General features: G+C 70.9%; 16 protein-coding genes. 7 read left to right on the top strand and 9 right to left on the bottom strand.

The window, feature by feature from the left end; genetic code table 11:
- Nucleotides 1–128: 128 nt before the first annotated feature.
- Entirely contained in the window at nucleotides 129–899 is a 771-nt protein-coding gene (fabI, locus tag ACZ573_RS22390) for an enoyl-ACP reductase FabI (RefSeq protein ID WP_301371982.1), read from the bottom strand.
- 5 nt (nucleotides 900–904) lie between these two features.
- Nucleotides 905–1,624 (bottom strand): 3-oxoacyl-[acyl-carrier-protein] reductase, encoded by a 720-nt coding sequence (fabG, locus tag ACZ573_RS22385; RefSeq protein ID WP_471306801.1) that lies wholly within the window; start codon nucleotides 1,622–1,624, stop codon nucleotides 905–907.
- Nucleotides 1,625–1,808: 184 nt separating this feature from the next.
- Between fabG and ACZ573_RS22380 the strand changes: the two genes are divergently transcribed.
- The 3 genes from ACZ573_RS22380 to tyrS all read left to right on the top strand — a co-directional run bounded on the left by ACZ573_RS22380 (nucleotide 1,809) and on the right by tyrS (nucleotide 6,070).
- Complete coding sequence (locus ACZ573_RS22380; RefSeq protein ID WP_471306799.1) at nucleotides 1,809–3,332, top strand: TldD/PmbA family protein; 1,524 nt, start codon at nucleotides 1,809–1,811, stop codon at nucleotides 3,330–3,332.
- Nucleotides 3,329–4,729: a metallopeptidase TldD-related protein gene (locus ACZ573_RS22375; RefSeq protein WP_471306797.1), complete on the top strand. Its 1,401-nt coding sequence runs from the start codon at nucleotides 3,329–3,331 to the stop codon at nucleotides 4,727–4,729. The genes ACZ573_RS22380 and ACZ573_RS22375 overlap by 4 nt, the downstream gene beginning before the upstream one ends.
- A gap of 72 nt (nucleotides 4,730–4,801) precedes the next feature.
- The gene (gene tyrS, locus ACZ573_RS22370; protein ID WP_471306795.1) at nucleotides 4,802–6,070 is read left to right on the top strand and encodes a tyrosine--tRNA ligase; all 1,269 of its coding nucleotides are present in this window, start codon (nucleotides 4,802–4,804) and stop codon (nucleotides 6,068–6,070) included.
- 106 nt (nucleotides 6,071–6,176) lie between these two features.
- Here the strand turns inward: tyrS and ACZ573_RS22365 are convergent, their stop codons facing one another.
- The gene (locus ACZ573_RS22365; RefSeq protein ID WP_471306793.1) at nucleotides 6,177–6,452 is read right to left on the bottom strand and encodes a GlsB/YeaQ/YmgE family stress response membrane protein; all 276 of its coding nucleotides are present in this window, start codon (nucleotides 6,450–6,452) and stop codon (nucleotides 6,177–6,179) included.
- A 239-nt stretch (nucleotides 6,453–6,691) separates the two neighbouring features.
- Here ACZ573_RS22365 and ACZ573_RS22360 point away from each other — a divergent pair, with 239 nt between their 5' ends.
- Entirely contained in the window at nucleotides 6,692–6,970 is a 279-nt protein-coding gene (locus ACZ573_RS22360) for a DUF3099 domain-containing protein (protein WP_229875179.1), read from the top strand.
- 136 nt (nucleotides 6,971–7,106) lie between these two features.
- The gene (locus tag ACZ573_RS22355) at nucleotides 7,107–7,358 is read left to right on the top strand and encodes a hypothetical protein (RefSeq protein ID WP_471306791.1); all 252 of its coding nucleotides are present in this window, start codon (nucleotides 7,107–7,109) and stop codon (nucleotides 7,356–7,358) included.
- Nucleotides 7,359–7,392: 34 nt separating this feature from the next.
- Here ACZ573_RS22355 and moaA read toward each other — a convergent pair whose 3' ends face one another.
- The 3 genes from moaA to ACZ573_RS22340 form a co-directional block, all read right to left on the bottom strand.
- Nucleotides 7,393–8,382 carry a GTP 3',8-cyclase MoaA gene (moaA, locus tag ACZ573_RS22350; protein WP_471306789.1) on the bottom strand — a complete coding sequence of 330 codons (990 nt, stop codon included), beginning with the start codon at nucleotides 8,380–8,382 and terminating at the stop codon, nucleotides 7,393–7,395.
- A gap of 178 nt (nucleotides 8,383–8,560) precedes the next feature.
- Entirely contained in the window at nucleotides 8,561–10,189 is a 1,629-nt protein-coding gene (locus tag ACZ573_RS22345) for a solute symporter family protein (protein WP_471306787.1), read from the bottom strand.
- Nucleotides 10,186–10,551, bottom strand: a complete 366-nt coding sequence (locus ACZ573_RS22340) for a DUF485 domain-containing protein (RefSeq protein ID WP_471306785.1) — start codon at nucleotides 10,549–10,551, stop codon at nucleotides 10,186–10,188. The genes ACZ573_RS22345 and ACZ573_RS22340 overlap by 4 nt, the downstream gene beginning before the upstream one ends.
- A 257-nt stretch (nucleotides 10,552–10,808) precedes the next feature.
- Between ACZ573_RS22340 and ACZ573_RS22335 the strand changes: the two genes are divergently transcribed.
- A complete protein-coding gene (locus ACZ573_RS22335) occupies nucleotides 10,809–12,365 on the top strand; it encodes a S8 family serine peptidase (protein WP_471306783.1) in 1,557 nt (518 codons plus the stop codon).
- A gap of 97 nt (nucleotides 12,366–12,462) precedes the next feature.
- Here ACZ573_RS22335 and ACZ573_RS22330 read toward each other — a convergent pair whose 3' ends face one another.
- The 3 genes from ACZ573_RS22330 to ACZ573_RS22320 form a co-directional block, all read right to left on the bottom strand.
- Nucleotides 12,463–13,506 carry a zinc-dependent alcohol dehydrogenase family protein gene (locus ACZ573_RS22330; protein ID WP_471306781.1) on the bottom strand — a complete coding sequence of 348 codons (1,044 nt, stop codon included), beginning with the start codon at nucleotides 13,504–13,506 and terminating at the stop codon, nucleotides 12,463–12,465.
- Nucleotides 13,507–13,562: 56 nt separating this feature from the next.
- Nucleotides 13,563–14,165, bottom strand: a complete 603-nt coding sequence (locus ACZ573_RS22325) for a lysoplasmalogenase (protein ID WP_471306841.1) — start codon at nucleotides 14,163–14,165, stop codon at nucleotides 13,563–13,565.
- A gap of 80 nt (nucleotides 14,166–14,245) precedes the next feature.
- On the bottom strand, nucleotides 14,246–15,223 hold the full coding sequence (locus ACZ573_RS22320) for a sterol desaturase family protein (RefSeq protein WP_471306780.1): 978 nt from the start codon (nucleotides 15,221–15,223) through the stop codon (nucleotides 14,246–14,248).
- Nucleotides 15,224–15,338: 115 nt separating this feature from the next.
- Here ACZ573_RS22320 and ACZ573_RS22315 point away from each other — a divergent pair, with 115 nt between their 5' ends.
- On the top strand, nucleotides 15,339–18,407 hold the full coding sequence (locus tag ACZ573_RS22315; RefSeq protein ID WP_471306778.1) for an NACHT domain-containing protein: 3,069 nt from the start codon (nucleotides 15,339–15,341) through the stop codon (nucleotides 18,405–18,407).
- The last annotated feature ends 18 nt before the right edge of the window (nucleotides 18,408–18,425 follow it).

Below are 18,425 nucleotides of genomic sequence, written 5' to 3'. Positions count from 1 at the left end.
CCCCCCCCCCCCCCCCCCCCCCCCCCCCCCCCCCCCCCCCCCCCCCCCCCCCCCCCCCCCCCCCCCCCCCCCCCCCCCCCCCCCCCCCCCCCCCCGCCGCCGTACGGACGTGGGAAACCGATCGGGGATCAGGCACCCATCGCGTGCAGGCCGCCGTCCACGTGGACGATCTCGCCGGTGGTCTTCGGGAACCAGTCCGACAGCAGGGCCACGACACCCTTGCCCGCCGGCTCCGGGTCGCTCATGTCCCACTCCAGCATCGAGCGGGAGTTCCAGACGTCCGCCAGCTCCGAGAAGCCCGGGATGGACTTCGCGGCCATGGAGCCGATCGGTCCGGCCGAGACCAGGTTGCAGCGGATGTTCTCCTTGCCCAGGTCACGGGCGAGGTAACGGCTGGTGGCCTCCAGGGCGGCCTTGGCCGGACCCATCCAGTCGTACTGCGGCCAGGCGAACTGCGCGTCGAAGGTGAGGCCGACGACGGCCGCGCCCTCCGCCGGGAACAGCGGCTTGCAGGCCATGGTCAGCGACTTCAGCGAGAACGCCGAGACGTGCATGGCGGTGGCCACCGACTCGAACGGCGTGTTCAGGAAGTTGCCGCCGAGGGCGTCCTGCGGGGCGAAGCCGATGGAGTGGACGACGCCGTCGAGGCCGCCGAGCTCGTCGCGGACGAGGCCCTCCAGGCGGGCCAGGTGCTCGTCGTTGGTGACGTCGAGCTCGATCACCTTGACCGGCTTCGGCAGCTTCTTCGCGATGCGCTCGGTCAGCGACGGACGCGGCCACGCGGTGAGGATGACCTCGGCGCCCTGCTCCTGGGCCAGCCGGGCCGTGTGGAAGGCGATGGACGACTCCATCAGCACACCCGTGATGAGGATGCGCTTGCCCTCGAGAATTCCGCTCATGGTGATCAGTGACCCATGCCCAATCCGCCGTCAACGGGAATGACGGCTCCGGTGATGTACGCGGCGTCGTCGGACGCCAGGAAGCGGACGGCTGCCGCGATCTCCTCGGGCTGCGCGTAACGGCCGAGCGGCACCTGGCCCACGATGCCCGCGCGCTGCTCGTCGGTGAGCACCTTCGTCATGTCGGTGTCCACGAAACCGGGGGCGACGACGTTGAAGGTGATGTTGCGGGAACCCAGCTCGCGGGCGAGCGAGCGGGCGAAGCCCACCAGCGCGGCCTTGGAGGCGGCGTAGTTGGCCTGGCCGGCCGAGCCCAGGAGCCCGACGACCGAGGAGATCAGGACGACGCGGCCCTTCTTGGCACGGAGCATGCCACGGTTCGCGCGCTTGACCACTCGGAAGGTGCCGGTGAGGTTGGTGTCGAGGACGGACGTGAAGTCCTCCTCGGACATGCGCATCAGCAGCGTGTCCTTGGTGATGCCGGCGTTGGCCACGAGCACCTCGACCGGGCCGTGCGCGCCCTCGATCTCCTTGTAGGCCTGCTCCACCTGCTCGGAGTCGGTGATGTCGCACCGCACCGCCAGGACACCGATCGAGGTGAGCGCCTCCGGCGGCTCACCCGACCGGTACGTGATCGCGACCTTGTCGCCGGCCTCCGCGAAGGCTTGGGCGATGGCGAGGCCGATGCCCCGGTTTCCTCCGGTGACGAGAACCGAGCGGCTCAACGGATCACCCTTTCGCTAGCGGTCTGAATACCAAAAACCTATAGGTCGCATCGCTCGTACGGAGAATCGACCCCCGACAGGGCCTTGCGACCGGCTCTGTCGAATCCCTACAGAAAGATGTAGGCACAAGGGCCCCGATCGCGACATGATCGGGGCGACCGGCTCCGACCACGGGAGGACTTCCGTGCCCCATTCCATCGACGCGGCCTTCACCGCGCTGCCCCTGCGGGCGCTCGCCGACGCGGCGCTCGCCCGGGCCCGCGCGCTGGGCGCCGAGCATGCCGACTTCCGGCTGGAGCGGATCCGCAGCGCCTCCTGGCGCCTGCGGGACGCCAAGCCCTCCGGTGGCTCCGACACCACCGATCTCGGGTACGCGGTGCGGGTCGTGCACGGGGGCAGCTGGGGATTCGCCTCCGGTGTGGACCTGACCATGGACGCCGCCGCCAAGGTGGCCTCGCAGGCCGTGGCCATGGCGAAGCTGTCCGCCCAGGTGATCAAAGCCGCCGGTTCGGACGAGCGGGTGGAGCTCGCCGACGAGCCGGTGCACGCCGACCGGACGTGGATCTCCGCGTACGACGTGAACCCCTTCGAGGTGCCGGACGCCGAGAAGGCCGCGCTGCTCGCCGACTGGAGCGCGCGTCTGCTGGCGGCCGACGGGGTGGCGCACGTGGACGCCTCGCTGCTCGCCGTCCACGAGAACAAGTTCTACGCCGACACCGCGGGCACCTCGACCACGCAGCAGCGGGTCCGGATCCACCCGCAGCTCACCGCGGTCGCCGTGAACGCCGCGACCGGCGAGTTCGACTCGATGCGCACCATCGCCCCGCCCGCCGGGCGCGGCTGGGAATACCTCACCGGCACCGGCTGGGACTGGAACTCCGAGCTGGAGCAGATCCCCGGCCTGCTCGCCGAGAAGATGCGGGCGCCGAGCGTCGAGGCCGGCCGCTACGACCTGGTGGTGGACCCGTCCAACCTGTGGCTGACCATCCACGAGTCGATCGGCCACGCCACCGAGCTGGACCGGGCGCTGGGCTACGAGGCGGCGTACGCGGGGACCTCCTTCGCCACCTTCGACCAGCTGGGCAAGCTCAGGTACGGCTCCCCGATCATGAACGTGACGGGTGACCGCACCGCCGAGCACGGGCTGGCCACCGTCGGCTTCGACGACGAGGGCGTCCAGGCGCAGAGCTGGGACCTGGTCAAGGACGGCACCCTGGTCGGCTACCAGCTGGACCGGCGGATCGCGAAGCTGACCGGCCTCGGGCGCTCCAACGGCTGCGCCTTCGCCGACTCCCCCGGGCACGTGCCCGTCCAGCGGATGGCGAACGTCTCCCTCCAGCCGGATCCGGGCGGGCTCTCGACCGAGGACCTGATCGGCGGGGTGGAGCGCGGGATCTACGTGGTCGGCGACCGCTCCTGGTCGATCGACATGCAGCGCTACAACTTCCAGTTCACCCAGCAACGGGCATACAGGATCGAGAACGGCAAGCTGGCCGGGCAGCTGCGCGATGTCGCGTACCAGGCCACCACCACCGATTTCTGGGGCTCGATGGAGAAGGTCGGCGGCCCGCAGACCTACGTCCTGGGCGGCGCCTTCAACTGCGGCAAGGCCCAGCCGGGCCAGGTGGCGGCGGTCTCGCACGGCTGCCCGTCCGCGCTGTTCCGCGACGTGAACATCCTGAACACCACGCAGGAGGCCGGGCGATGAGCTCGTCGATTCGCATCACCAAGCCCCACGAGATCGTCGAGCGGGCCCTGGAGCTGTCCACCTCCGACGGCTGCGTCGTCATCGCCGACGAGGAGTCGAGCGCCAATCTGCGCTGGGCGGGCAACGCCCTGACGACGAACGGGGTGACCCGCGGCCGGACCCTGACGGTCATCGCCACGGTCGACGGCAAGGAGGGCACGGCCTCGGGGGTCGTCTCGCGCTCCGCCGTGACCGCGGACGACCTGGAGCCGCTGGTCCGGGCCGCCGAGGCGGCCGCCCGCGGGGCGGGCCCGGCCGAGGACGCCCAGCCGCTGGTCACCGGGACCCCGGCGTCGCCGGACTTCACCGACGCCCCGGCCGAGACCAGCTCGGCGGTCTTCGCGGACTTCGCCCCGGCCCTCGGCGAGGCCTTCGCCCGGGCCCGCGAGGGCGGCCGGGAGCTGTACGGCTTCGCCAACCACGAGCTGGTCTCCACGTACGTCGGCACCTCGACGGGCCTGCGGCTTCGCCACGACCAGCCGAACGGCACCCTGGAGCTCAACGCGAAGTCCCCGGACCGGCAGCGCTCCGCCTGGGCGGGCCGCTCCACCCGGGACTTCAAGGACGTGGACCCGACCGTGCTGGACGCGGAGCTCGCCGTACGCCTCGGCTGGGCGGAGCGGAAGATCGACCTGCCCGCGGGCCGGTACGAGACCCTGCTGCCGCCGACCGCCGTGGCCGACCTGCTGATCTACCAGATGTGGTCGGCGGCGGCCCGGGACGCGGTGGAGGGCCGTACGGTCTTCTCCAAGCCCGGCGGCGGCACCCGGCTCGGCGAGAAGCTGTCCGGACTGCCGCTCTCCCTGCGCAGCGACCCGAACGCGCCGGGCCTGGAGTCCGCGCCGTTCGTGATCGCGCACAGCTCCGGCGACGACGCCTCGGTGTTCGACAACGGCCTGCCGGTCCCGGCGACCGAGTGGATCGCGGACGGTCACCTGAACCGGCTGAGCACGACCCGGCATACGGCGGGCCTGACCGGGATGCAGCTCTCCCCCGGCTTCGGGAACCTGATCCTGGACGCGGGCGGCGAGAAGTCCCTCGACGAGATGGTCGCGGCCACCGAGCGGGGTCTGCTGCTGACCTGCCTCTGGTACATCCGCGAGGTGGACCCGGCGACGCTGCTGCTCACGGGCCTGACCCGGGACGGCGTCTACCTGGTGGAGAACGGGCAGGTCGTCGGCGAGGTCAACAACTTCCGGTTCAACGAGTCCCCCGTGGACCTGCTGTCGCGGGCCTCGGAGGCCGGCCGGACCGAGAAGACCCTGCCGCGCGAGTGGAGCGACTGGTTCACGCGCGCCGCGATGCCGGCGCTGCGTATCCCCGATTTCAACATGAGTTCGGTGAGCAAGGGCGTCTGACCACCTAGAATGTGCGGGTAGACCCCTCATCCACGCCCCTACTCACTCCATCTCTCAAGGAGAGTCACGACCGTGACTGACATCGTCGACGAACTGAAGTGGCGCGGGCTCTTCGCCCAGTCCACCGACGAAGAAGCCCTGCGCAAGGCCTTCGCGGACGGTCCGGTCACCTTCTATTGCGGCTTCGACCCGACCGCGGCCTCGCTGCACGTGGGGCACCTGGTCCAGGTGCTCACCGTGCGCCGGCTCCAGCAGGCCGGTCACCGGCCGCTGGCGCTGGTCGGCGGGGCCACGGGGCAGATCGGCGACCCGCGACCGACGGCCGAGCGGACCCTGAACGACCCGGAGACCGTCGCGAACTGGGTGAACCGGCTGCGCACCCAGATCGAGCCGTTCCTGTCCTTCGAGGGCGAGAACGCGGCGCTCATGGTGAACAACCTGGACTGGACGGCCGGCCTGTCCGCCATCGAGTTCCTGCGGGACATCGGCAAGCACTTCCGCGTCAACAAGATGCTGACGAAGGACTCGGTCGCCAAGCGGCTCGACTCCGACCAGGGCATCAGCTACACCGAGTTCAGCTACCAGCTGCTCCAGGGCATGGACTTCCTGGAGCTGTACCGGCGCTACGGCTGCGTGCTCCAGCAGGGCGGCTCGGACCAGTGGGGCAACCTGACGGCCGGACTCGACCTGATCCACCGCGTCGAGCCGGGCGCGGTCGTGCACGCGCTGGCGACCCCGCTGATGGTCAAGGCGGACGGCACCAAGTTCGGCAAGTCCGAGAGCGGGGCCGTGTGGCTCGACCCGGAGATGACCACGCCGTACGCGTTCTACCAGTTCTGGCTGAACGTGGACGACCGGGACATCTCCACCTACATGCGGATCCTGTCCTTCAGGTCCCGTGAGGAGCTGGAGGCGCTGGAGGCGCAGACCGCCGAGCGGCCGCAGGCGCGCGCCGCCCAGCGGGCGCTGGCCGAGGAGCTGACGGCGCTCGTGCACGGCGCCGACCAGTGCGCCGCCGTGATCGCCGCGTCGAAGGCGCTGTTCGGCCAGGGCGACCTGGCGGAGCTGGACGAGGCCACGCTGGCCGCGGCCCTGTCCGAGCTGCCGCACGCCCAGGTGACGGAGCCCGGCCTCGTGGTGGACATGCTCGCGGAGACCGGCCTGGTCGCGAGCAAGTCGGCCGGCCGCCGGACCGTGAAGGAGGGCGGCGCCTACGTGAACAACGCGAAGGTCACCGCCGAGGACGCGGTCCCCGCCAAGGAGGACCTGCTCCACGGGCGCTGGCTGGTGCTGCGCCGGGGCAAGAAGAACCTGGCCGCGGTGGAGGTCACCGGCGCCTGACGCGCCGCAAGGGCGCGCGAGCACGGCAGAACACGGCGGAGGGGCCGGTTCGGACTTCTGGTCCGGCCGGCCCCTCCGTCATGACCCGCGGATGACCCGCGGTGCGTCACGTCGTCTGCCGCTTGCCCCTGATCGCTCCGTACGCCATCTCGCCGAGCGCGACGATGACGACCGCACCGATGATCTGCAGCAGGTGCCGGGTCCAGTCGATGCCCTTGGTCTCGCCGACACCGATCCATGTGGCCACCGCATTGCCGAGGACCGCACCGGCGATGCCGAAGAGGGTGGTCAGCCACAGCGGCTGGTGCTGCTTGCCCGGCAGGATGGCCTTGGCAATCAGCCCCAGCACGAAACCGACGATGATCGCCCACAACCAACCCATGTCGAGCCTCCTCCTGGCGCGTTGTGCGCACGTGCGCCCAGTGTCGACCCATCCGGCGTACGACGCATTTCGGACAGTGCCGTACGGGGGTCCCCCCTCTCCTCCCGGCCCGGGGACGGGCGTACCGTGGGAGGGTCCGGGCCGGGAGTGCCCGGTTGGCGATCGGGTGGTGGAGCGTGGAGCGGACGAAGCGGCAGAAGCGGAACGGGGCCGAGGTCTTCCGGATCACCGGAGCGCGGATGGGTCTCGCCGAGGACGTGCGGGGCCGCCAGCGCCGGTACGTGATCTCGATGACGATCAGGACCCTGTCGGTCATCGCGACCGTGCTGTTGTGGAACGTGCAGCGCCCGGTGGCCATCGTGACGCTCGTGGCCGGAGCCCTGCTCCCCTACGTGGCCGTGGTCATCGCCAACGCCGGGCGCGAGTCGACGCCGTCACTGCCCTCGCACTTCGTCCCGGCCCCCGTGCGGCCGGCACTGGACGCGGGAAACCTCAAGAAAAGCTCAGATCAATCGTGAAGTTCCGGTGCACTCCACCGGGTCCTGCGTGACATACTGCTCACGCGCTCCGCATCCCCCGTCGGAGCGACGGACCGACGCCGGGCAGCTCCCCCCGTGGCTGCCCGGCGTCGCCATTCCGTTCTAATGTGGGGCTGTGACTTCCTCCAACGCCGCCGGCTCCCAAGAGAACCCCACCTGCTCCGCCAAGGGCTGCCGCGACGCGGCCGTGTGGGTCCTCGCGTGGAACAACCCGACGCTGCACACGCCGGAGCGGCGCAAGACCTGGCTGGCGTGCGAGGAACACCGCGAACACCTCTCCCAGTTCCTGGGGGTCCGCGGTTTCCTCAAGGACGTCGTGCAGCTGGACGAGTGGGTGCAGCCGGAGGGCTCGGAACGCCCGCGCTGACCTGACCTGAACCGACGGCGGACCGGCGACCCGGTCAGCCGCCGATCGCGGACATCGGGCGGTCGGGCTGCAGGAAGGACGGGTCGTCGAGACCGGATCCGGCCTTCTTCCCCCACATCGCGACCTTCCAGAGCCGGGCGATCTCCTCGTCCGGGGCGCCCGAGCGCAGAGCCGCGCGCAGGTCCGACTCCTCGGTGGCGAACAGGCACGTACGCACCTGGCCGTCGGCCGTGAGCCGCGTACGGTCGCAGGCGCCGCAGAACGGGCGGGTGACCGAGGCGATGACGCCGACGGTGGCCGGGCCCCCGTCGACCACCCAGCGCTCGGCCGGGGCGGAGCCGCGCTCGGCGGCGCCTTCCTCGGTGAGCGTGAAGCGGGTGCGCAGGGACTCCAGGATGTCCCCGGCGGTGATCATGCCGTCGCGCTTCCAGCCGTGCTGGGCGTCGAGCGGCATCTGCTCGATGAAGCGGAGCTCGTACTCGTTCTCCACGGCCCAGGCCAGCAGATCGGGGGCCTCGTCGTCGTTGAGGCCGGGCATGAGCACGGCGTTGACCTTGACAGGGGTGAGGCCGGCCTCGCGGGCCGCGGCCATGCCGTCGATGACGTCCTTGTGCCGGTCGCGGCGGGTGAGGGTCTTGAAGACGTCGGGCCGCAGGGTGTCCAGGGACACGTTCACCCGGTCGAGCCCGGCGGCCTTCAGGGCCTGCGCGGTGCGCTTGAGACCGATACCGTTGGTGGTCAGCGACATCTTGGGGCGGGGTTCCAGCGCCGCGCACCGCTCGACGATGCCGACCAGGCCGGGCCGCAGCAGCGGCTCGCCTCCGGTGAACCGGACCTCGGTGATCCCCAGCTGCGTGACCGCGATGCGGATCAGCCGGACTATCTCGTCGTCGCTGAGCAGGTCGGACTTGCCCAGCCACTGCAGCCCCTCCTCGGGCATGCAGTAGGTGCAGCGCAGATTGCACCGGTCGGTCAGCGAGACGCGCAGGTCAGTGGCCACGCGGCCGTAGGTGTCGAGAAGCACTGTGGGCCCCCTCCCCTGTCCGGAAGTAGAGGTACGCGCGGACGTCGGATCTACTTCACGCGTTCTATTTCGAGACTACGTGACGCGTGTGTCATCCAGAGGTACCCAAATGAACGAGACGTGACGTGGCCGCGTCGTAGAGATCTACGACGCGGCCACGCTGGGTGTTCGGATGATGTCAGTGCGCCCCAGTTCCGGTGAGGGAGCGCACTTCCAGCTCGGCGAACTTCTGGGGGTCGGCCTCTTCCTTGGAGAGGACGGTTCCCAGCCAGCCCAGCAGGAAACCGAGGGGGATCGAGATGATCCCCGGGTTCTCCAGCGGGAACCAGAAGAAGTCCGCGTCCTTGAACATCGAGGTCGGCTTTCCGGACACCACCGGGGAGAACAGCACCAGGCCGACCGCCGAGACCAGTCCGCCGTAGATGGACCAGAGCGCACCCTGGGTGGTGAAGCGCTTCCAGAAGAGGCTGTAGAGGATCGTCGGCAGGTTCGCGGAGGCGGCGACCGCGAAGGCGAGCGCGACCAGGCCGGCCACGTTCAGGTCGCGGGCCAGTGCGCCGAGGCCGATGGCGACGGCTCCGATGACGACGGTGGACCAGCGGGCCGCGCGCATCTCCTCCTTCTCAGTGGCCTTGCCCTTGCGGATCACGTTCACGTACAGGTCGTGCGCGAAGGACGAGGAGGAGGCGAGGGTGAGTCCGGCGACGACGGCCAGGATGGTGGCGAAGGCGACCGCGGAGATCACGGCGAGCAGGATGGCGCCGCCGGTGGAGTCGGGGCCGCCGCCGACGGCCTGGGCGAGCAGGGGTGCGGCGGTGTTGCCGGCCTTGTTGGACTTGATGATCTCGTCGCGGTCGAGCAGTGCCGCGGCGCCGAAGCCGAGGGCGATCGTCATCAGGTAGAAGCCGCCGATGATGCCGATGGCCCAGAGGACGGACTTACGGGCGGCCTGCGCGGTGGGCACCGTGTAGAAGCGGATCAGGATGTGCGGCAGGCCGGCGGTGCCGAGGACGAGGGCGAGGCCGAGCGAGATGAAGTCCAGCTTCGAGGTCGGGTCCTTGCCGTACTTGAGACCGGGTTCGAGGAACTTCGTCCCCTGTCCGCTGTTCTCGGCGGCCTTGCCCAGCAGGTCGGAAATGTTGAAGTTGAACTTCACCAGCACCAGGAGGGTGATCAGCAGGGCGCCCGCGATCAGCAGCACCGCCTTGATCATCTGGACCCAGGTGGTGCCCTTCATGCCGCCGATGGTCACGTAGACGATCATCAGTACGCCGACCAGGGCGACGACGGCCACCTTGCCGCCGTCGCTGGTGATGCCCAGGAGCAGCGAGACGAGCACGCCGGCGCCGGCCATCTGGGCGAGCAGGTAGAAGATCGAGACCACGATGGTGGAGGTGCCGGCGGCGGTACGGACGGGCCGCTGGCGCATCCGGTACGCGAGGACGTCGCCCATCGTGTAGCGGCCGGAGTTGCGCAGCGGCTCGGCGACGAGCAGCAGGGCGACCAGCCAGGCGACGAGGAAGCCGATCGAGTAGAGGAAGCCGTCGTAGCCGAAGAGGGCGATGGCTCCGGCGATGCCGAGGAAGGACGCGGCGGACATGTAGTCGCCGGAGATGGCGAGGCCGTTCTGGAAGCCGGTGAACTGGCGGCCGCCCGCGTAGAAGTCGGCGGCGCCCCGGGTCTGGCGGCCGGCCCAGACGGTGATGATCAGGGTGGCGACGACGAACAGCCCGAACAGGGTGATGATCAGCGGGCGGTGCTCGGAGGCTCCCGCGGCGAGCGTCGTCAGGTGCGTCGCGCCGCTCATTCGGCGGCCTCCATCCGCGCCTTGATGGCCTCGGCCTTGGGGTCGAGCCGCGCGGCGGCGTGGCGTGCGTAGAGCCAGGCGATCAGGAAGGTCGTCGCGAACTGGGCGAGGCCGAGCACGAGGGCGACGTTGATGTTGCCGAAGAGCTTGGTCCCCATGAAGCCGCCCGCGTAGTTGGACAGCAGGACGTAGAGCAGGTACCAGGCGATGAAGGCCACGGTGAGCGGGAAGGCGAAGGAGCGGTAGGAGCCGCGCAGTTCGGCGAACTCCGCGCTCTTCTGGACGCTCGTGTAGTCGTCTGCCGTGGGGGCGGCCGGTGGCGTTCCCGCGCTGCCCGGCGGCGGCGCTGCTTCGGTGGTCACGGGGGGATCTCCTTGTGACGCGGGTGCGGTGGGGACGACGGACAAAACAACCTCCGTGTGGGGGGACGGTGGTGCCGATCCCCCCTGTCAACGGCACGGACGGCGCGGCGGGAAGGTTCAACACCCGTTGATTCTTCGGGAACTGATTTCTCGAACTGATGGCGTAGGGGGGAACGGCGACGCTAGGTTCACTTGTCATGAACCCGTCCGACGCGACCGCGTCCGGGCGGCTTTTCCGGACATGACCTGGAGAACCCATGGATCAGCTGGGGTCGCGTGCGCCCAAGAAGCGCAGCCGTGCTCTCGCCGTACCCGTCGGCCTGGCGCTCACCGCCTCGCTCGCCTTCCTGCCCGCGATCTCGGCCTCGGCCGCCCCTCTGGGCAATGCGGCCGGCACGGCGACGGCCTCGAAGGCCGACGCCTCCGGCCCCAAGCTGTCGTACGTGGCCAACCTGAACGCGTACGCCACGGTGAAGGCGGCGAAGAAGGCCGTCGAGCGGGCCGGCGGAACGGTGGTGACGGCCTATGAGCAGATCGGGGTCGTGGTCGCACACTCCCAGAACCCGGACTTCGCCCAGCAGCTGCGAGCCCAGCGCGGCCTGTTCGTGTCGGTCGGCGCCACCCGGACGGCCCCGATGTCGGCGGCGCGGACCACCGAGGAGGGCGCGACCCAGCAGCTGAGCGCGGCGGACGCCGCCAAGGCGGCGGCAGCGGCCCAGGAGGGTCAGGAGCCGCTGGAGCCCAACCAGTGGGACCTGCGGACGATCAAGGCCGACAAGGCTCACAAGATCAACGATGGCAGCCGGGACGTCACCGTGGGCATCATCGACACGGGTGTCGACGACACCCACCCCGATCTCGCCCCGAACTTCTCCAAGAGCCAGTCGGCCAACTGCGTGGGCGGCGTCGCCGACACCACCGAGGGCGCCTGGCGCCCGTACCCCGACGGCAGCGACCACGGCACGCACGTGGCCGGGACCATCGGGGCCGCGCGCAACGGCATCGGCGTCAGCGGTGTCGCGCCGGGCGTGAAGATCGCCGCGATCAAGGTGAGCGAGCCCGGGACCAGCCTCTTCTACACCGAGGCGGTCGTCTGCGGCTTCATGTTCGCCGCCGAGAAGGGGATCGAGGTGACCAACAACAGCTACTACGTCGACCCGTGGCTCTTCAACTGCAAGTCCGACGACGACCAGAAGGCGCTGGTGGAGGCCATCGGCCGGGCCACCAAGTACGCCGAGCGCAAGGGCACGCTCCACATCGCCTCGGCCGGCAACTCCGACCAGGACCTGGCGGCCGACTCCCTCGTCGACGAGACCAGCCCGAACGACACCACCCCCGCGCCGCGCACCATCGACCCGAAGGTCTGCCTGGACCTGCCCACGCAGCTGCCAGGTGTGGTCACCGTCTCCGCGACCGGCGACAAGGGCCTGCGCTCGTACTACTCCAGCTACGGCCTCGGGGTCGTGGACGTCGCCGCCCCCGGCGGTGACAAGTGGCAGGTCCCGGACACCCCGGACGCCAACGGGCGCGTGCTGTCGACCGTCCCGGGCGGGGGCTACGGCTACAAGCAGGGCACCTCGATGGCCGCCCCGCACGTCGCGGGCGTCGCGGCGCTCCTCAAGAGCGCCCACCCGTCGGCCACGCCCTCGCAGCTCCAGGCGATGCTCAAGGCCCAGTCCACGAAGGCGGCCTGCCCGGCGCAGATATACAACGCCGCGGGCACCCTGATCGACGCCACCACCTGCCAGAGCAAGTGGGGGCAGACGGGCTACTACGGCTACGGCGTGATCGACGCCCTCAAGGCCGTGAAGTAGCAGCCGCCGGAACGAGGCGGACGGTCCGGGCGGGGATCACCCGCCCGGCCCGTCCTTCCGTTCATCCGTTCCGTCGTCTATTCGTTCGCCCCACGGGTCAGGGCTTGATCATCACCTTGAGCGCGCTGCGGTCGTCCATCGACCGGTAGCCGTCCGGGACCTCGTCCAGCGACACGGTCCGGTCGAAGACGGGCGCCGGGTCGATCGCGCCGCTGAGCACGTCCTTCAGCAGCTCCGGGATGTACGCGCGGACCGGGGCCACGCCGCCGCGCAGGGTGATGTTGCGGTCGAACATGACGCCGAGGTCGAGGCCGGTGCCGCTGCCGTGCGGGACGCCGACGTAGCCGATGGCCCCGCCGTCGCGGGTGATGTTCACGGCGGTGCGCATCGACTGCTCGGTGCCGACCGCCTCGATGACCGCGTGCGCGCCCCGGCCCCCGAGGAGCTCGCGCACGGCCGCCTCGGCGGCCTCGCCGCGCTCGGCGACGACGTCGGTGGCCCCGAAGAGCCTGGCGATGTCCGTACGTACGGTGTGGCGGCCCAGGGCGATGATCCGCTCGGCGCCCAGGCGCTTGGCGGCGAGGACGCCGCACAGGCCGACCGCCCCGTCGCCGACGACGGCGACCGTGGAGCCCTCGCGCACCCCGGCGCCCAGCGCCGCGTGGTGGCCGGTGCCCATGACGTCGGACAGCGCGAGCAGCCCGGTCAGCAGGTGGTCGTCGGAAACGGCCTCGGCGGGCAGCTTCACCAGGGTGCCGTCGGCGTGCGGGACGCGGACGGCCTCGCCCTGGCCTCCGTCGTGGCCGACCGAGCCCCAGAAGCCGCCGTGCTCGCAGGAGGTGAAGAGGCCCTCGGAGCAGTACTCGCAGGTGCCGTCCGACCACATGAAGGGCGCGACGACGAGGTCGCCGGCCCGCAGGCCGGACACGGCGGAGCCGGTCTCCTCGACGACGCCAAGGAACTCGTGGCCGATGCGCTGGCCGGGCTGACGCTCGGCCTCGCCGCGGTAGGCCCACAGGTCGCTGCCGCAGATACAGGCACGCAGGACGCGGACGACGGCGTCCTCGGGGCGCTGGATCGCAGCGTCGGGCACCTCCTCCACGCGTATGTCGTGCGGGGCGTGGATGACGGTGGCGCGCATGGTGGTGCAGTCCTCCGGTTCGGGATCGTTCAGTCTTGTACGACTGAGGAACCGTCCTACCGTACGCCTGCTTCCCGGGAGGTCGCGCCAGTGGCCAGGAGGTACTGGGCGGCGAGGTACGTGGCCATGATCCAGAAGTCCGGTCGGGGCAGCTGGGGCCATTCGGCGACGCCGGTGGCGATGAGCGTGTCGGAGAGCAGGAACAGCGCGCCGCCGATCCCGGCCCGCAGACCGAGGGCGCTGGAGCGGAACGCCATGGCGGTGAGCAGCAGGCTGTAGCCGGCCACGGGGATCCGCAGGCCGGCCGGCAGATCGGACCACAGCAGGGCGACGGTGCCGAGGAGGGCGAGCGCGTACGCGCCCCCGGCCAGCGGGTTCGCGGGCCGCTTGCCGAAGAGGACGAGGTAGCAGACGTGCCCGGCGGCGAAGGAGCCCATGCCGACGAGGAAGGCGGGCTCGGCGTCGAAGAGCAGGGCCAGGTCCCCGCCCCAGCCGAACAGCAGGGCGGCGAGCAGCAGCCGCGGGGCGCCGCGGGTGGCCATGTGGGTCACGAGCAGCGGCATCAGCAGCGGCTTGGCGATGACGTGCCCGAGGTGCCAGCCGGCGAGCAGCGAGCCGAGGTCGACGGCGGCGGCCACGGCGAAGGCCACGAGGGCGATGCGGCCGAGGCGCGGCCGGTCGGCCGGCGCCTGGTCCGCCGCCCGGGCGGGGGCGGGTCGGCCCGGGGACTCGGCGGTGCTCACGCGGTGCTCTCCTGTACGGCCGGGGCGGCGGGGTCGGCTGCGGCGCCGGTGGCCCGGGCGGATGCGGGGGCGGGCACGGATGCGGGGGCGGAGGCGGAGGCAGGGGCAGGGGCAGGGGCAGGGGCGGGGGCAGGGGCAGGGGCGGGGGCGGGCTGCCAGCCGGGGCCGCGGAAGACGTGTCCGGCCCGCTGGCGCCAGCTCCCGGCGGCGCGCACGTCCCGGGCGATGGCCGCGTACTCGTGGGTGGCCACGCGCAGCGGGTTGTGGGTGCCGATGTTCTTGGTGAGCCCGTAGACGGGCTTGTCCGTCTCCCCCACCCAGGAGCCGAACATCCGGTCCCAGACGATCAGGATGCCGCCGAAGTTGCGGTCCAGGTAGCCACCCTGCGAGGCGTGGTGGACGCGGTGGTGTGAGGGGGTGTTGAAGACGTACTCGTAAGGCCTCGGCAGCTTGCCGATGCGCTCGGTGTGGACCCAGAACTGGTAGAGCAGGTTGAGTCCGTAGCAGAACGGGATCGCCGCCGGGTGCACGCCGAGGGCCACCATCGGCAGGTAGAACCACCAGGTGGTGGCGCTGGTCCAGGGCTGGCGCAGGGCGGTGGTGAGGTTGAACCGCCGGCTGCTGTGGTGGACCACGTGGCAGGCCCACAGGATGCGGATGACGTGGTGCAGGCGGTGCTGCCAGTAGTAGAGGAAGTCCTGGACGAGCAGCATCAGCAGGGCGGTCCACCACAGGAACGGCACCCGCAGCGGGGTCAGTTCGTAGACCGCGGTGAAGACGGCGACGACCGGGATCTTCCAGAGCAGGTCGAAGCCGATGCTGCCGAGCCCCATGGTGACGCTCGTGACGGCGTCCTTGGTGTCGTAGCCGGCGGCGTCCTCGTCGGGATGGAGCCGGTAGCTCACCACCTCGATGACGGTGAGCAGCACAAAGGCAGGTATGGACCACAGCACGACATCGGGCAGGTTCGGCATGTCCCGCACCATAGAGGCGCTCTCGGGGGTGCCGCTAGGGGTTGTTACCGATCGGTATCCATCGGGGTTACCGGCGGTTCACGAGATGATGTCGGGACCAAGGGGAGGGCGGGGTATGACGGGCTTGGAGACGGTTCTCTTACGGGTGGCGGGGACGGCGGCGGGGGCGCTGGTGAAGTCCCTCCTGGCCCGGGCCCCGGGGGCGGGCCTGACGGCCGACCCGGCCCGGCCGGCCCCGATCTGGCGCAAGCCTCCGGCGGAACTCGGCGACGCCGAGATGCGGCGCCTGACCGAAGCCCTGGCGGAGCGCCTCGGCCCGCCGGCCGCGGCGCTGCCCGAGCACGAGCGTCTGGCGGCGCTGGGCGCGGTGGGCGACGCCTTCGCGGCGCTCGGCCCCCTGGACGCGGAGTCCCTCTTCGCGGCGGACCTCGACCCGGCGGCCCTCGCGGCGGCCCTCCCCGGCCCCCCGTCGGGCCTGAGCCCGGCGGCGGAGGCCCTGTACGCACGGCTGGTCCGGCTGTGCTGTGCGCACGCGGTGGAATACGTGACGACCCTGCCGGGCTTCGGGGCCCGGGCGGAGGTGGAACTGGTCCGGCGGACGGGCGAGCTGGCGCGGGCGGTGGACCGGCTGGGCGCCACCGGGGACGGGACGGCGTACGCCTTCGAGGAGCGGTACGCGCGGTACGTCGCCGAAACCCACGGCCGTCTCCAGCTCTTCGGGCTCACCCTCAGCCGGTCCCGTCAGGAGTGGCCGCTGAACGTGGCGTACATCAGCCTGTCGGTCAGCGGCGAGCAACCGCTGCTGCCTGGCGAGACGGGGCTCCACCGGACCCAGCTCCGGGCCGAGCAGGCCCTCGCCGCCGCAGACCGGGTCCTGCTGCGCGGCCCGGCGGGCTCAGGCAAGTCCACGCTGGTCCAGTGGCTGGCCCTGAACGCCGCCCGGCAGACCGACGGCCCGTGGAGCACGTGCGTCCCGTTCGTGCTGCGACTGCGGGCCTTCACTTCGGCGGAGAGCCTGCCGCTGCCGGAGGAGTTCCTCCGCGCCTCGGGCGTACCGCTCTCGGCGCCGGCTGGTTGGGTCGAGGAACTCATGCTGAGCGGCCGGGCACTGGTCCTGGTGGACGGCGTGGACGAGGTCCCGCAACGGCTGCGTACCCGCACGGAGACCTGGCTGCGCTCGCTGATCTCCGCCTTCCCTCAGGCGCGGTACGTGGTGACCACCCGCCCGTCGGCGGTCCCGGAGGACTGGCTCGCGGGCCTCGGGTTCGCCACGCACGCGATGCTGCCGATGGACCAGCGGGACATCCGGGCCTTCGTGGAGCACTGGCACGCGGCAGCCCGGGCGCAGGGGCAGGAGGTCGACGCGTACGAGGCGTCGCTGCTGGAAGCGGTCTCCTCCCGGCGGGATCTGGCCAGGCTGGCGACCAACCCGCTGATGTGCGCACTGCTCTGCGCCCTGAACCAGGACCGGCGGATGCAACTCCCCCGGGCGCGCAAGGAGCTGTACGACGCGGCGCTGGACATGCTGCTGGTCAGACGGGACACGGAACGGGAGATCAGCGGGGTCGAGGGGGTCTACCTCACCCGCGAGGAGCAGATCGCGCTGCTGCAGCGGTTCGCGTACTGGTTGATCCGCAACGGCCAGTTGGAGGCGGGCCGGGACGAGGCCGTCGAGATGGTGGGCGAGTGGCTCGACGCGATGCCGCAGGCGCGGGCGCAGGGCGGGGCCGAGCCGGTCTTCTCGCACCTGCTGATCCGCAGCGGCCTGCTCCTGGAGCCGTCCCCGGGCTCGGTGGTCTTCGTCCACCGCACCTTCCAGGACTACTTGGGCGCCAAGGCGGCGGTGGAGTCACGGGACTTCGGGGTGCTGATGAAGAACGCGCAGGACGATTCCTGGGACGACGTGATCCGCATGGCCGTGGGCCACGCCCGCCCTGACGAGCGCGCCCGCATTCTGCGCGGGTTGCTCCGCCGGGCCGACAAGGTCAAGGGTGCCCGCACCCGGCTGGTCCTCCTGGCGGCGGCCTGCCTGGAACACGCCCCGGAGCTGGACCCCCAGGTTCGGCGGGAGATCGAGTCCCGCACGGCAGAGTTGCTGCCACCGCAGCGGCTCTCGCAGGCGGCGGAGCTCGCCAAGGCCGGGGAACTGGTCCTCAACCTTCTGCCTGGTCCTCGCGACCTGTCGGAGGCGGAAGCCGCAGCAGTCGTCCACGCGGCCTCACGGGTAGGCGGGCCGCAGGCCTTGGCGGTCGTCGCCCGGTTCCGGGCCGACGCCCGACCGGCGGTTCGGTCCCAACTGGCCGCCGGCTGGCAGTCCTTCGACCGAGCCGAATATGTGGATGCAGTGCTGACCGAGGCCGATTTGTCCTCTACCTACCTGGCCGTGGAGACCGCCGAGGAACTGGCCCAGTTGGACCGGCTCCCGGGAGTCCGGTGGCTGACCCTGCGCGGCGGACTAGGAATTCCCGGCGCGGTGACAGGAAGGCCCGGCCTGGAAGGGCTCTCCCTCCAGGAGGACGGACTACTCACAGACCTTTCCCCGCTGTCACCCCTCGGCAAGCTCGGCCTCCTGAGCCTGTACGACTGTCCTGGGGTCCAAAGCCTCGGCCCGCTGTCCGGTATGGCACTGCGGAGCGTGGTCCTCAACCGAGTGCGTGCCGGACTGCCGCTGGGGCCTCTCGCCTCCATGGATTCGCTCACCCAGCTGACCGTTGCCTTCGACGCCGGTCTTCCCGACCTCGCACAGCTGCCTGCACCTGTTTCCCTCCGCTCGCTGGGGTTGCTGGAGGGCACGTCCACCATGCACCTGCACGGCCTCGAACGATGGCCGGACCTCGAAACGCTGGCCCTCTACGGTGACCAGCTGGCCAGTCGGCTCGCGGCGCAGCCGTCCGTACCAGCCTTCGACAACCTGCAACTGCTCAACACGGCGGTCGACCCTTCGGAACTGGTCCGGCACGAGCAGCTGACTCGGCTGTTTATGTTCCGGTGCACGCTCAGCGCAGGGCTGGAGCCCTTGCTCGCGCTGCCGCACCTGACCCGGCTTGTGGTGAGCTTCTCCGCCGGGCCGGTCGACCTGTCCCCGCTGGCGGCAAGGGAGGACCTCGTCGTCGAGGTGTACGGTCCCAACAACTTGCTCGGCACCGAGCTGTTCCCGCCGGAGCGGCTCGTGTACAAGAACTGAGCCGCCCCGCGGGAGCCG

It is taken from the genome of Streptomyces sp. NPDC040545 (assembly GCF_055595065.1).
Note: the sequence above shows the minus strand (reverse complement) of the source record. Positions and strands in the feature narration are given on the sequence as shown.

Coding starts and splice junctions, on each gene's coding strand:
- ACZ573_RS22375 (WP_471306797.1), top strand. CDS start 3,329: ATGAGCTCGTCGATTCGCATCACCAAGCCCCACGAGATCGTCGAGCGG.
- ACZ573_RS22320 (WP_471306780.1), bottom strand. CDS start 15,223: ATGCCGAACCTGCCCGATGTCGTGCTGTGGTCCATACCTGCCTTTGTG.
- ACZ573_RS22345 (WP_471306787.1), bottom strand. CDS start 10,189: ATGAGCGGCGCGACGCACCTGACGACGCTCGCCGCGGGAGCCTCCGAG.
- ACZ573_RS22315 (WP_471306778.1), top strand. CDS start 15,339: ATGACGGGCTTGGAGACGGTTCTCTTACGGGTGGCGGGGACGGCGGCG.
- ACZ573_RS22360 (WP_229875179.1), top strand. CDS start 6,692: ATGGGTCTCGCCGAGGACGTGCGGGGCCGCCAGCGCCGGTACGTGATC.
- ACZ573_RS22330 (WP_471306781.1), bottom strand. CDS start 13,506: ATGCGCGCCACCGTCATCCACGCCCCGCACGACATACGCGTGGAGGAG.
- fabI (WP_301371982.1), bottom strand. CDS start 899: ATGAGCGGAATTCTCGAGGGCAAGCGCATCCTCATCACGGGTGTGCTG.
- ACZ573_RS22365 (WP_471306793.1), bottom strand. CDS start 6,452: ATGGGTTGGTTGTGGGCGATCATCGTCGGTTTCGTGCTGGGGCTGATT.
- ACZ573_RS22335 (WP_471306783.1), top strand. CDS start 10,809: ATGGATCAGCTGGGGTCGCGTGCGCCCAAGAAGCGCAGCCGTGCTCTC.